11 protein-coding genes and 1 pseudogene are annotated in these 14,635 nt (G+C 38.1%); 6 read left to right on the forward strand and 6 right to left on the reverse strand.

Annotated elements, in window-relative coordinates:
• Positions 1-96 precede the first annotated feature (96 nt).
• Positions 97-405 (forward strand): Hsp20/alpha crystallin family protein, encoded by a 309-nt coding sequence (locus M3600_RS18185; RefSeq protein WP_251646980.1) that lies wholly within the window; start codon positions 97-99, stop codon positions 403-405.
• Here the strand turns inward: M3600_RS18185 and M3600_RS18190 are convergent.
• A complete protein-coding gene (locus tag M3600_RS18190) occupies positions 402-956 on the reverse strand; it encodes a hypothetical protein (RefSeq protein ID WP_251646982.1) in 555 nt (184 codons plus the stop codon). The genes M3600_RS18185 and M3600_RS18190 overlap by 4 nt on opposite strands.
• Positions 957-977: 21 nt before the next feature.
• Positions 978-2,369: a MocR-like pyridoxine biosynthesis transcription factor PdxR gene (pdxR, locus tag M3600_RS18195; protein WP_251646984.1), complete on the reverse strand. Its 1,392-nt coding sequence runs from the start codon at positions 2,367-2,369 to the stop codon at positions 978-980.
• Between the two features lie 107 nt (positions 2,370-2,476).
• Between pdxR and M3600_RS18200 the strand changes: the two genes are divergently transcribed.
• The 3 genes from M3600_RS18200 (at position 2,477) to M3600_RS18210 (ending at position 5,850) form a co-directional block, all read left to right on the forward strand.
• Positions 2,477-3,025, forward strand: coding sequence for a pyridoxamine 5'-phosphate oxidase family protein (locus tag M3600_RS18200; RefSeq protein WP_251646986.1), 549 nt, complete (start codon positions 2,477-2,479; stop codon positions 3,023-3,025).
• Between the two features lie 143 nt (positions 3,026-3,168).
• A complete protein-coding gene (locus tag M3600_RS18205) occupies positions 3,169-4,716 on the forward strand; it encodes an ABC-F family ATP-binding cassette domain-containing protein (RefSeq protein WP_233314023.1) in 1,548 nt (515 codons plus the stop codon).
• Between the two features lie 114 nt (positions 4,717-4,830).
• Positions 4,831-5,850 carry a potassium channel family protein gene (locus tag M3600_RS18210; RefSeq protein WP_251646988.1) on the forward strand — a complete coding sequence of 340 codons (1,020 nt, stop codon included), beginning with the start codon at positions 4,831-4,833 and terminating at the stop codon, positions 5,848-5,850.
• A gap of 54 nt (positions 5,851-5,904) precedes the next feature.
• On the opposite strand, the gene M3600_RS18215 is transcribed toward M3600_RS18210, so the two are convergent.
• Entirely contained in the window at positions 5,905-6,240 is a 336-nt protein-coding gene (locus tag M3600_RS18215; protein WP_233314025.1) for an antibiotic biosynthesis monooxygenase, read from the reverse strand.
• Between the two features lie 205 nt (positions 6,241-6,445).
• Here M3600_RS18215 and M3600_RS18220 point away from each other — a divergent pair, with 205 nt between their 5' ends.
• Complete coding sequence (locus M3600_RS18220; protein WP_251646990.1) at positions 6,446-7,408, forward strand: processed acidic surface protein; 963 nt, start codon at positions 6,446-6,448, stop codon at positions 7,406-7,408.
• Positions 7,398-7,976 (forward strand): class D sortase, encoded by a 579-nt coding sequence (locus M3600_RS18225; protein WP_251646992.1) that lies wholly within the window; start codon positions 7,398-7,400, stop codon positions 7,974-7,976. The genes M3600_RS18220 and M3600_RS18225 overlap by 11 nt, the downstream gene beginning before the upstream one ends.
• A 26-nt stretch (positions 7,977-8,002) precedes the next feature.
• Here the strand turns inward: M3600_RS18225 and M3600_RS18230 are convergent, their stop codons facing one another.
• The 3 genes and pseudogenes from M3600_RS18230 to helD form a co-directional block, all read right to left on the reverse strand.
• Entirely contained in the window at positions 8,003-8,710 is a 708-nt protein-coding gene (locus tag M3600_RS18230; RefSeq protein WP_251646994.1) for a class I SAM-dependent methyltransferase, read from the reverse strand.
• A 97-nt stretch (positions 8,711-8,807) separates the two neighbouring features.
• Positions 8,808-12,158, reverse strand: coding sequence for a hypothetical protein (locus tag M3600_RS18235; protein WP_251646996.1), 3,351 nt, complete (start codon positions 12,156-12,158; stop codon positions 8,808-8,810).
• 128 nt (positions 12,159-12,286) lie between these two features.
• Positions 12,287-14,610: pseudogene (helD, locus tag M3600_RS29380) on the reverse strand (RNA polymerase recycling motor HelD).
• Between the last annotated feature and the right edge of the window lie 25 nt (positions 14,611-14,635).

A 14,635-nucleotide genomic window follows, 5' to 3' on the forward strand; every position in this document is an offset into this window, starting at 1 on the left:
ACAGGCTGATGATATGTCATCAGCCTGCTAAAAAATTTTCTATGCACAGGTTACGGCAGCTGCGAATATCTTGTCATCAAAAAGGAGCAATTCACAATGAGTGATGAGCAATTATTTCCCTTGATGGAAGGATATAACTCTATTAGCAGCTATTTAGATGAAACAGAATTTCCTGTCGATTTATATGAAGCAGATTCTTACTATTTAGCTGAAAGCCTTCTGCCATACATCTCTCCTAATAGTATGGAGATTTTTGTAAAGGACAACTACCTGACTGTAAGGGTTCGTACTTTAGACAATCACATTAAATCAAGGACAGTTTATTTCCCTCAAAAGATTGAACATAATGCTATTACTTCCGCCTTTACCGACAATATTTTAGAAGTAAAAATCTTTAAAAATTAGGAATACTTCAGTGTTAATCGTTCTTTCTCTAATATATAGTATATGATTCCGTTTGAATGGTTGCACGCCTTCATCAACTGCTTATTTGCTGAATCACATTTCCCCTGCTCTTGATAATCTAATGCAGCGATCGTATATTCCATCCATTTATGATCGGACGCTAAGCTTGAATCATTAAATTCATCGTTGTTTTGTCTGATTTTTAACCACTGCATAAAAAATTTTTTATTGTTATCACTGCTAAGTTTTGCTATTTCTTCCTTCACTCCTTTCGTACTGTGAAAATAAAAGCAAAATAGAATGGTCAAAAGCGGATAATACTTTCTGAGATTAGGGCGTTTCACAGCTCTGCGATAATTGGCAATAACAGCTTTGTCATCCTTATTAGCAAGGGCATAAATATAGCCATAATACGGGTTATGTTTTCTAAGCCGCAAATACGTTTCTATCCACTTGCTGCTCCGTGATTTTTTTTCGAAATGATAAGCAAGTAATCGTAAAAATAGAATCGCTGTAAGCATAATGATTGCTGTTACATATATAACTGTCAAAAGCACCCACCCTCTTCTCTTCTAATTAAACCAAACTTTCGCAAGCTGCTTTATGTATTCGTCTATTTTATGCAGTGTTAATCCTCCAAACCCTAATATGATTGGACAATCATCTACTGATTTATTGGAATAATAGCTTGCAGTAGAATATATGCCAATAGACTGGTGTGCTGCTGCCTCAATCAATTGGGAATGCTGCTTATTTTCAACATTTATAAGCAGATGCAATCCGGCCTTTTCACCGATTATGTTAACAAATCCCCCCATATACTCATTTAGGGATGACAGCAGCATCTCATGTTTTTCTTTATAGATTTTCCTCATTTTTCTTAGATGCCTCTCATAGTGTTCTCTTTCCATAAATAGTGCTAATGCATGCTGAAAAATGGGTGAAGCATTTTGGGAATCAATGAACCCTTCATGCAGATTCTCCAATAATTTTTTTGGCAATACCATATAGCTAATCCGAACAGAAGGCAAAAATGATTTTGAGAAAGTCCCTGCATAAATAACTCTGTCCTGCCGGTCTAAGCCTTTTAAACTTGCAACCGGTGCCCCTTCATAACGAAACTCACTGTCATAATCATCTTCAATAATATAAGCGTTTGTCTCTTCAGCCCATTTTAACAGCTCCAACCTTTTGGCAGCTGGCATGATACATCCGAGGGGGAATTGATGGGATGGTGTGATATACGCGGCATTGCAGCCACTGCTTTTTAATGCTTGGACATCGTACCCATCGTCTGCTGTAACAGGTATGTCAACAATCATACAGCCTTCTGTTAAGAAAGTATTTTTTACCCCATCATAGCCAGGGCTCTCCATGGCAACAGCTAGTTTATCCTTTTGAAGAAGGGAAATAACTGTTCTGACAAGCTGATTTGTTCCTGCTGATATTACGATATCTTCATATGCGCAATGAATTCCCCGCGATTTGTAAAGATATGTGGCTATCTGTTTTCGCAATAAAATGCTGCCTAATTTATTTCCGTATAGCAGGATTTCTTTATCATTTTCCTGTAAGCTGTCTTGTAAGCATTTTTTCCAGGTTTTCATTGGGAAATGCTCTAGATCAATATCTCCGTATTGAAAGTCAATGGTAAATTCCTTCGCTGCAATAGTTTTATTCTCCTCTTGAAGTACTTCCTGCTTTGTATCAGGTAAATATTCAAGATTAGGGACAACCCAATACCCTTTTTTGACTCTGCTTTCAATAAATCCTTCTGCCAAAAGCTGCTGATATGCTTCATTTACTGTATTTTTACTTATGCTTAACGTTTGAGAAAGGGATCTGACAGAAGGAAGTTTTGTGCCTTCTTTTATGTTCCCATTGAGCATTTCTTCTTTGTAGAAATCGTACAGCTGTTTATAAATTGGTGTTTTTTTGTCTTTTTCAATAAAACAGGAAACCATCTTCCCTCTCCATTCTGTCCCAATGTTTTTTTCGCAAACTGGCACTTTTTTCTATGACACTATTTTTTTACAATGATTCTAACATAACACTGAAGGAGATGGATAGGATGGAACAAATGAGACAGAAAAAAATGGAATGGACAGATGATGAACAAATCAACAGCTGTTTAACAAGTTGCCGCACCGGTTATCTTGGCTTGAGTGATGGCACTGAACCTTATGTTATTCCCCTTAATTATGTTTGGTATAACAAGGCCATTTACTTTCACGGTGCTGATGAAGGCAGAAAGGTGCGCATTATCGAAGCAAACCCCGCAGGCTGCTTCACCATTTGCGAAGAGCTTGGCACAATGAGCAATCCTGTTCCTGCAAAAACGGATACTGCTTATTGGAGTATCATGGCATTCGGAGAAATAAAGAAGGTAAGTGATATGGAGGAAGCTAGGAATATCATGCAGGAAATGCTGAACAAATATGTACCAGATTACTATAACAAACCTCTTGCTTCGTCTCATTTAGAAAAATATCGGTCTTCTTTAGGCAGCAAAACAGCCATTTATAAACTTTACCCAACAACGATAACGGGCAAGGAAAATCCACTTGATGCAAAGACAAAATTCTCGCTAGGACGAACGATTTCAATGGATTTAAGATGAAAATAATAGAAATGAAGGAACTAGTCTAGTTTTCTGTTCATTATTTTAGTATTATGAAGAAATGGATACTGCTATTTATTGATTTTAGAAATAGCAAACTGTCATCTTACATGTACTTTATAATGAAGTGAGGATACAAAAATATGTTATTGAATGTGGAAAATTTAAGCCATACATTTGGAGACCGCACCCTATTTAAAGATGTGTCTTTCCGTTTATTAGCGGAAGATCATGTCGGTCTTGTTGGTGCAAACGGGGTTGGAAAATCAACACTGATGAATATTATTACAGGACAGCTGATTCATGACTCAGGCAAAGTAGAGTGGATTCCTTCTGTTCATTACGGCTATTTAGATCAGCATACAGTTCTTACACCTGGAAAAACAATTCGCGATGCATTAAAGGACGCATTCCTTCCTCTATTTAAGGAAGAAGAGAAGCTGAATGAAGTAACGGCGAAAATGGGCGATGCCACTCCAGAAGAGCTGGAAGCTCTGCTTGATGAAATGGGAGTTATTCAAGATAAACTTGATGCCGGCGGCTTTTATACACTTGATATAAAAATTGAAGAAGCAGCGCGCGGGCTTGGTCTTGATGCAATCGGACTAGACCGTGACGTAACAGCACTAAGCGGTGGACAGAGAACAAAAGTTTTACTCGCAAAATTGCTCCTTGAACAGCCGCAAGTGCTATTGCTTGATGAGCCAACGAACTATCTGGATGTAGAGCATATTAAATGGCTTGCTTCTTATTTAAAAGAATATCCATATGCTTTTATCTTGATTTCTCATGATACAGAGTTTATGAACCAAGTATCAAATGTTATCTTCCATCTCGAATTCTCGAAGCTGACGAGATATACTGCAAGCTATGATAAATTCCTTGAGCTTGCTGAAATTAATAAAAACCAGCATTTGAATGCTTACGAAAAGCAAAAGGAATTTATTAAAAAACAAGAGGATTTCATCGCGAAAAACAAAGCGAGATACTCAACAACAGGACGTGCAAAAAGCCGTCAAAAGCAATTGGACCGCATGGAGCGCATTGACCGTCCGGAAACTGCCTTAAAGCCGACATTTGACTTTAAAGAATCACGCGGCAGCAGCCGTTATGTTTTTGAAGGGTCAGATTTTGAAATTGGCTATGGATCTCCGCTATTGCCGAAAATGTCCATTACAATTGAGCGCGGCGAAAAGATTGCTGTAGTCGGCTGTAATGGTGTCGGAAAATCTACGTTGCTGAAAACAATGCTTGGTAAAATACAGCCGTTAAGCGGAAAAATTGAACGAGGTGACTTCCTGTACCCTTCTTACTTTGAACAAGAGGTTAAAGCAGGAAACTTAACACCAATCGAGGATGTTTGGAATGCATTTCCAAGCATGGATCAGCACCAAGTACGTGCTGCCCTTGCACGTTGCGGGTTGAAAAACGAGCATATCTCAAGACCATTAAACCAGCTGAGCGGAGGCGAGCAAGCAAAGGTGCGCCTATGCAAGCTATTGATGGAAGAAAGCAACTGGCTATTGTTTGACGAGCCTACGAATCACTTAGATGTGACGGCAAAAGAAGAATTAAAACGAGCGCTGAAAGCTTATAAAGGCACTGTTGTTCTTGTTTGCCATGAACCTGATTTCTATGAAGATTGGGTTACAAAGGTTTGGAATGTGGAAGAATGGTCTAATCAAAACTAATTAATTTAAAAAACTATCATTAATGATATATTTTTCGCAAGGAATGGATAAACGGCCATTCGCGGGAATATTCATTATTTGATAGTTTTTTTATTTGAAGAAAGGAGGCTTTGCATGTATTTCTTTGGCCGAATTTGGAAAGTGATCATCAGCTTCAGCTTTTCAGCGATACTGCTCGTTACCATTATTGTTCTAATAAGTGCTGCATGGGTGTTTCACTTTTTAGAGCCTGCTACATTCCCAACCTATTTTGATAGCTTGTGGTTTACAATGGTCACTTCTACAACCGTTGGTTATGGAGACTATTATCCTCAAAGTGTGCCAGGACGCTTATTTGCAATGGTCTTTTTCTTATACGGTATTATGACATTGACTGTTTTTATCGGAAAAATGCAGCAAATGCTTTCTGACTATAAAAGATTAAAGGAGGAAGGAAAGCTGGACTACAAAAAATCAGGTCATATTATTTTTATTGGTTATGGAAAAAAGACAATGATAGCGCTGAAAGAGATAAAAAACGCCAGCCCTGAGATGGCAATTGTGCTGATTGACAGCAAGCTTGCCAAAAACCCATATGATAATGATTATGTTTTCTTTATAAGTGGAAATCCAGCCGAAGATAAAACATTACTGAAAGCAAATTTGCCTGTTGCTGAACGGGTGTTTATCTTCTCAGATGAAAGGATAGAGGATGATTTAGCAGCGGATGGAACAACTGCGCTGATTGCATTAGGCGTTGAGGATTTATCCAGTGCTTATCATGTAAATATGCATACTACTGTTGAAATTCGTAAAGCAGCACATAAGGAGCGTTTTAAACATGCGAATGTAGAACGTTTCATTTCTTCCTATGAATCTGTCGGGCTGCTATTTGCCAGAGAATGTCTGCATTCTGGAAGTGCGACTCTGTTTAATGATCTTCTGTCAAATGAAAGAGGCTCTGACTGGCATCACATAAAAGCCAAGCCAGAATGGATTACATATAAAGACGCTGCACTTGGTGTGTTTTCTTTAGGTGCAACATTACTAGCAGTGAATAATGATCTTGATGTCGCCACGAGAGCAGCAGAGCCCCTCCCGAAAAATGCGACACTAACGATTGTTTGCACCGACAGTTCTATCACTAATTTTTAACTGTACATAATTTGGGCTCTTTGTGTGTTTAAAACCAATCAGCCCCATTTTTTATTAATTTGCTTCTGTAGACTGCTTCCCTTTTTTAACTGCTTTTAATTCATATTTGCCGACAGTGACAGAGATTATATGATCCGGCTTTGGCTTGCCAAGATTTTTGCGGTGTCCTTCAATATGTGCCGGGCTCTTTTCCCAATTTTTCCATGCTTCTTCTGATTCCCATCTGATTAATATCAGCACTTCTTCGTCACCGCGGCGGACTTTTTTTACATATACGCTAATGTCGACAAAGCCTTCCTGCTCCTCAATTATTCCCCCTTTACTGAACCTGTCCACAACAAGATGTGATGTTCCTTCCTTTACGACCATATTTCGTGTAACAACAAACATAACTCTATCCCCTTTCCAACTTATATATACATATATTTTATTGATAAAGATTATCATTGTCAATTAAAACCCTTCTCTTCTTCATCTTCCTGTCTGAATAAATACAAGGAAAAAATCAACTTTAAGCACTTTTTTTGGAAAGACTGTATTTTTTTCTCGTAACGACAAATAATACCAATAATTAGATTTATTGGAGGTCTTTCCTATGTTTAAAGGTTATACTCTTGCACTGCTTGCCTGCTGTTTGTTTGTTATGTACCCGCTCGATGCGTTTGCTGCTCCTACTGGTGAAGAAGTCAGTCAGCTTGCCGACTCCCTCGGCTGGACAGTTGATGATTTAGAAAACTACTTAAGCGATAAAGAGCTCTCTGTAGAGGAGTTTGATTCCATTAAGGAATTGAAGGATTATCTCGGCACACCAATTACGCCAAATAACTTAGATGCCTTATTAAAAAACTATAATATGACAAGGGAAGAACTTGATATTCTTCTGACAGGATTTAATGAAAATGTTCAAGATTACTGGTTTATTGAGGATTTAGACGTTGCGATTGATTTTTACCAGAATCACGAAGAGCAAATGCAAAGTCTAGAGGTATTCCTTCTCAATGCAGGAATGACGGAAGAAGAAACGGCAAATCTTTACCACCATTTTAAAAAGCTGGATAAACAAACACTTGCCGAAAATATTTCAGCCTGGAAGGAATTACTGCAAGGATTCGCTGCGATGGATCAGGAAGAGCAATTATCTGCTTCTAGCAAAGAGACATTGCTGTCGATGTGGAAAAGTGTCAGTGAACAGCTCGAATTGACACCTGTTTTCTACTCTGTTGATGACAATGGCAAGCGGGAAAAAATTGCTTTAGATGAGTTTCTCCAAGCACCGCAGTATGACACTGTCGCACTTGAAGTATTCGACAACAATAACGACTTGCTTGTCGATACTGTCATTTCTCCAGAGAAATTAACAAGCAACTTTGCTGTTGCAGCTGCTGACAAAGTCGTAAATCTTGCTGAATTAAGCGGTAACTTAACAACACTTTATGAGTCTCAGCTGCCAAACACAGCGTCAAAAGTCCCGTTATACTTATTTATCGGCTATTTGCTTGTATTAATCGGCTGCTTTATCCTTCTTGGTAAAAAGAGCAAAAAGCTTTATGAAAAGTAAAGCTGTCAATAGCCTATCTTTGCTTGCGTACTTCCTAGTGATTATTGGAATGACATTCATCGTGTTTAATTCCATTATTCTGTTAAGAACACATGAGCAGATACCTGTACAGGACATCACAGACAATCCCTCTTTCGATAAAAAGGATCTACCATTAAAAGAAGGCGAATGGTTCGGTGTTTTAATTGCACCGAGCCAAAATAAAAAGGTGCCCATTTATGAAGGCACAAGCAGCGATATTTTATCGAAAGGGGCTGGTCATTATTCAGCCAGCGCTTCTCCTGAAGACAGTGATAATACGATTATATCAGGACATCGTGATACGTACTTCCGTTTTTTGAAGGATGTATCAAAAAATGATAAAATTATTATCCAAACAAAAAAAGGGATTTTCACCTACCGTATCCGAAAAACCGATATTGTTTCTGCTTCGGCTGATAATATATTAACACCTAAAAGCAGACCGATTTTAACGTTAACGACTTGTTTCCCTTTTTCCTATATAGGCGATGCGCCTGATCGGTATATTTTAACGGCAGATTTAATAAAACAGGAAATAAATAAATAAATAAGCCAAGATGCTACCTATCTTGGCTATTCTTTCGTTCCTTTTACAACAAGAAAATGCGGATGACTCATCAAGTAATCATAACTTCCCCTAGCCAATTCTTTTAGCTGCTCTGTAGGCTTTAGCTCTTTTACTGCATTTAGCTTGAATGCTTTTGTTGTTTCATTAATAATAGCATGCAGCGGCCTGCGGTACATCGGAACCTCAAATTTTTGTCCGTCTTTATGCCAAGAATCTACATAAGCTTCCGTTTCAAAATAGCCTTGTTCGCCTGCATTCTTTATATCCATAAATGGATGATGAACAGAATAGATTATCTCACCACCCTTTTTTAATATCCTGTTAAACTCTTTAAATGTGCTGCTCCAATCTCGGATATAATGGAGGGTTAAAGAGCTGACAATGATATCAAAGGAAGCATCCGCAAATGGCAGTGCTTGCTCTAAATCCACGCAGTAAATTTTACCCCTTTCACCAATTCTCCTTCGTGCCGCTTCAACCATTTGCGGGCTGATGTCAATCGCAGTTACGCTAGCGCCTCTAACAAGCAGTTCATTTGTATACCAGCCTGCTGCACAGCCGGCATCCAGTATGCTCTTATCGCTTAGGTTCTCCGCGATTTCAGCAAGCATTCCCGGTCTTTCGTACTCTGCATTATAATAACTAGAACTATCCACTTGTGTTTCATAAATAGTGGATAAAGCATCGAATACCTTCCGTAATTCTGTTTTCATCCTTAAGCCTCCCTCACCTTTTTTATCCTTTGTTTATATTCTTGATATAAGCAAAATATCCTTTATCCAAGCAAAAAACCATGCAAATGCATGGTTTTTAATTCCATTTCGTTAAAATGGCCGCTAGTTTATTTTTCCATTCTTTTAAATATAAACTAATATTTCTTCCGCTTTTTTGCTTTTGCATTTCATACAGGCTGGCAGACGCAATTAAGATTGTGCCTGCGATAAGCAAGTACGCCCACCATGGCATAACACCCCAAAATGGTCTTGTTTGCAGAAGTACATTTAATAGAAGCACCCCTATGCCGATGAAAAAGTAGGATTTATACCGGAAATAAAATCCGCCGATAACAGACAGTAAGGAAAGTGTCCCTAAAATGATAGCATCTGTTATAGCAGAGGTTCTCAATCCGTCAACACATAAACTAACGGCAGCAATAAGCAGGAAGCCCCATTCTGCTCGTATGATGAATTGCTTAAATGGCGCCATGATTTTTTTGCTTGCCCAAAATAGCATAAACCATGGGAAAAGCAGAAGCTCCATTCGATAATAAACTGATATCTGCCATTCATGGAGCAATATATAATATGGCTGCAGCAACAACAGCAAAGCAAGCATTTTTACTGTCCACGTAAATTTAATGCTAACTCTTCCCTTCTGGATGTATGCAGTTAATGCCATAAGCAATCCAGGCACTGCCTTCATCCACCATACATCCACGTGCGAAAACACCAAGAAAAGGAAGGCTATAAAGCCACTGATAGTGTAGAAATCAATGGATAAGACTTTTCCATTTTCAATGAGAAGGATTTTTTTATAAAGATACATACCAATACAGACAAGTGCGACACCAATTAAAGTGTAAAGAATAAAGCGGTCTGTTGGCAGAAACCCTTTTGCGTATATTAACCGTTCTGCACTAATGAACAGGAGCAGCATTGCAGGTGCGACAAGAAAATGCTTCCTGTCCAGATGCGTAATAACTAAGTATATAATCAGATAAAACAGTGTGGCAAAAAAGACTGAATAAGAAAATACAGTAAGCACTTGCCACGAAATGATTCCAATGATGCTAAATGGGATAAAAAACAGGAGCAATGATCTGCTGCTCGCGCTTAAAACAACTCTGTGCAGGAGCAAAAGTATACTTGTAAATATAAAGGCTTGTGATACGGCAGGGACACTGTCAATTACAAGCAGCTTTTCTAAAGTAAAAAATAAAAAGAAAGATAGATAAGCCCCATATTGCAGCAGCACGTTAAAATACTTCTGTTTAACAAAATAAGCACTTGCCGCATAAGCAAAAAAGCTAAAAACAAAATGAATGCTTGCGTCACTATAGTTAAACCAAACATCCAATAGTAATGCAAATGGCAAATACAAATGACCAATAAAACTTAAAGGCATTTTAAAGTCTTTGTTTTTTATAAGCACGGCGGCAGTCATTAGGAATATCCAGCCATATAGTGCTGCTTTTTCAAATAACCAGTCAGATGAATCAAATAATAGGTCAATGGCCGAAAAATAAGTAAAACAAGCTACTGCTGATACAAGCCAAGCCAATGGTTTTTCCCGTTTTTTCCTATAAAACAGGTAAAAGACAAAGATGCCTGCAGCATATACTGCTGTTCGTGCGAAATCATGAGTAGATGGTGATGTAACAGTCAGCAAGATTGAGACCATATACATGATTTGGCTAATATAAAAACCATTTATGCCTAGTTTTTGATTTTTATTAGAATACCATTTGCACACCGATAATAATGTGATACTGCCAAGTGCAGTTGGACATGCTATCCCAAGCTCTCTAATGACTGGGACAGCTGTGTATAATGCTGCAAACGCAAAATATCCGACAATAGGAATAACAATGTCCAGTAATGAAAAACCAATCATATCTACCTTTTTATATTGGATATACAATAATATTACTCCAAGAAGGATAAGCATAAATACTACTTCCCATCCTCCAAAGAAAAACATCCCGCTTCCATATGCGCAAACAGCAAGTGCCCAAATGGAGATATTTGTTGAACTTCTTTTAATTAACTGAAGCATGGAAAACTTATTAAATATCCCTAAAACTAGCAAAAGGAAAAAGGCAATGACATAGCAAGTCACTAAAAAACTGTTTAAATTGGTGACAAAATCCCATTTTACTGCAAGCTGCCACAGACTGCTTCCCCAAAGTACTGCTGGGAAATAGGCAATGATGCCATGATAGAATCGAGATAAATAAACAAATTGTGCTCCAAGCAGTAAAAACGTACAGGAAACTATAAGAGAACCATACCAAAATAGTTCTAAATGAAAAACAGCACTATACAGCAGTGACGCCAAGCCGACAGCAATACTTGTGTATTCCCATGTTTTCCCTAAGTACAAGTCATTCCTCACCAATTTGAGCAAAAGGAATACAGCTCCTAAAGCAGCAAAGGCTAATGGCTGGAAATTGAAAATAAGATCATTTGAAAAAAGCTGATATGTCCCGGCAACAGCGGTCACTGTAACAAAAAAATGATAGTCCTTTTTTTTCGTTTGTAATAAAAATAAGAAATAAACTGCACTCATTAACAAAAAGTTCCAACCTTGAAAAACAGCAGATTCATAGAAAAAGCTTAGAAAAAGGGTTGTAACTGCCATATGAACAAGCAAATATACTGGAAGCAAACGATAGTAGCTTGAAGCCCATTTGTATTTCTTCTTTATTCCCATAAACAGAATGACTGCTAAATTAAAAATAACCATCAGCAAGACAAATACATCAAGCGGCACATACAATGCTGCAAACGCAAAGGCAAAAGCTGCTGAGACAGCGATTAATACTAATATGCGAAAAATGAGCGATTCTGTTATTTGTGCACATTTATGATAGACAGGAACAAGGATAATTCCTGCCATGACACCAAATAAATATTTGCCATCCCCGGTGACTGAAAGATACAGGCCTGCCAAGCGAAAATAGCTGACTGACAGAAATCCAATTGGTAAAAACAAACCGCCTAGCACAGTAAAGGCAAAAGCAGTTTTTTCAATCTTCACAAATACTTTGGCTACATAGCTAAAGCCGAAAAACAAAATAGACACAAAGAAGATGCTCGCAGCCTTCATCCAATCTGCCATTGTGCTCCAATTGCTTGTAGCAACAAATAGCCCGCCAATTATAAGCAGAAAGACGCCGATATACAAAAGATACGAAATATTTCTTTCGCGTATTTCTTCTTTGCTGCGGATTTTTTTTGGTTTTTTCGGTTGAACCGGCTTGGAGTTTACTTGTTTCTCTGTATAGGTTGAAACCGCCGTTTTAGCCTTTTCTGCTGCTGCTGATTTTTCATCATCAACATAGCTGGTATAGCCGCCTAACACTTCATCATACGTTTGTTCCCGTATGTATCCACGCGATTTAAGCAGTGCAAGCTTAGTCAAAAATGGATTTTCTGTCATTTCTATTAACCCCTTATGATCATTTTGTACATAATGTGTAATTTTACATTATTTAATACGAAATTTCAATATTATGCACAAAAGTAATAAAAAAGCCGCTTAGGTTTATGTCTAAGCAGCGATTAAGATTAATTTGAAATTTTTATATATGTGTAAGTATCTTCCGCAATATTATTTAGGAATGGACTAGGTTTATCTTTTTCTTTATAAACATACAATTCATGCATTGCTCTTGTGCAGGCAGTATAAAAAAGTTCTTTTTCGAGCTCATTCACATATGCTGAGCTGTTATAAAGGATAACAGCGTCAAATTCAATTCCTTTTGCCAAGTAGGCAGGAACAACAGAAATACCCTTTTCGTAAGAAATAGTTCCCTTTTCTAATAAGCGGACACCGCCTAATCCTTTTAAGGAGTCATATACTTCTGTACTTTCCTTTTGTGTTTTACAGATGACTGCAATTGTTTTATGACCCGCCTCTTTTAAGGTCTGCAAATCTCCTTGCAAATTAGCCAAGATTACTGCTTTATCAGCAGCTTCCTTAACGACTGGCTTATTTCCATGACGGTTAAATGGCTCAATGTCATCCCCATTATGAGTTAAACTTCTAGTAAACTCGATGATTTCTTTCGTGGAACGATAACTTTTCGTTAGAGTAATTTTCTCGACGTCTTCATTGCCATCCCGTATAAATTCATCATTTCCATGTGCAAAGATAGCCTGGTTTAAGTCACCTAAAAATGTCATTTTACTGTACGGGAAAAGCTCTTTTATATAGCTGATTTGGAAAGCGGAATAGTCTTGTGCCTCATCGATAAACACTTGCCTGATGCTTGTGCTTGCTTTTTTCCCTTCAAGCTTATCCTTCAAATAGGAGTAAGGTGTTCCATCTTCATTCCAAAGCAATCTCTTTTCTAGATTCTCCGATGTATCAGTGATAATTTTGTCCCAGTCTGTGTTTGACAGCTCTGCTGGCGTTGGCGTAATCTCCCTTAATGCGTTTTTGTATATTTGGCTGTAATCGATAAACCGGAGATTTTTTATCCTTTTATAAATTGATTTAAACCGTTTGTTCACAATTACCCTGCGAAGAACAACTTCTTCTTTGTCAAAATAAGTAAACTCATCTAAGTCATTATTTTTTTTCTGTGCTTCTTTAAAGGCATTTAAATAATCTTCTTTATCCAGAAGCATCATTTCCTCATCGACCCAGCTCTGTTTTCTTTCTGTTTTCGCATGCTTGCGCATTTCTGCTTGTGCCCAGTCCTTTAGAAGCTGCATTCTATTAGGTATAGTGATATGCTCTTCGGACTCATAAAATTTCCGTTCTAATTCTTCCTTAGAAATCAGGACTTTCTTTCGGAAAGAGATATCTTTAAAAACAATCCCTTCCTGCATTAATCCTTCTACATATTTATCAAGCTCATTTTTAAAGGAAAGACTGCTCTTATATTGAATCCCTGCAAGACGGAGCTTATGGCTTTGCACATCCTCATCGGAAAGAAGAGCTTCCAGCTGGGAAAAGGGATCTTCCACTTCTAATGATTTCCAACACGATTGACAATATACTCATGCCAAGTTGTCTGCTGCATATTCTCCTCTCCTAATTCAGGAAGAACGGTGGAGACATAGCTGTTAAATAACGGATTGGGTGAAAACAGCATGATATTATCCGATTTAAGTGTCTTACGGTGCCTGTAAAGGAGAAATGCGACACGCTGCAGTGCAGCCGAAGTTTTGCCGCTGCCTGCGACGCCTTGAACGATTAAATATTTGCTCGTTTCATTGCGGATGATTTTGTTCTGCTCCTTTTGAATGGTGGCGACAATGCTTTTCATCATCGAGCTTGCATTAGTGCCGAGCACCTCAAGGAGCAATTCGTCACCGATCGTTACGCCAGTATCAAAAAGATTTAGAATTTTTCCATCACGAATCAAAAATTGCCTTTTTAATAAAAGCTCTCCGCCAATTTCTCCTTCTGGTGTCATATATGCAGCCGCACCTGGCGAATAATCATAATAGACACTGGAAATAGGCGCTCTCCAATCATATATTAAGAAATTTTCTTCGTTTTGGTCCATCAAGGAAGTAATGCCAATATAAATGGCTTCTGCTTCTTCGCCTTCTTCCTTAAAATCAATTCGGCCAAAGTATGGTGAGTACTGCAGTTTCTCTAATGTCTTTAGCTGCTTATGTATTTGGCCGATGCTTCGCTCTCTTTCACCCAACAGTTCTGCCTGCTGTCTAAGACTGATATGCGTCTCTAAGACGTCATCAGGCTCGTCAAGGTTAACCGTGACATCTTCCCAAAAAGTTTCACGAAGGTGTCCTGCATCACCGCCAACTTCTTTTCTGTTTGCTTCTAATTTATTTATTTTTTTGCCGATTTCCTGTATTACCATATCTGCTCTTTGTTGCTCTGTTGAGATTTCTTCTATATCCTTTTTGCTCATTTTTTCTACCACTCCTTGTACTTTA

The organism is Niallia sp. MER 6 (genome assembly GCF_023714395.1).
Taxonomy (GTDB): domain Bacteria; phylum Bacillota; class Bacilli; order Bacillales; family Cytobacillaceae; genus Niallia.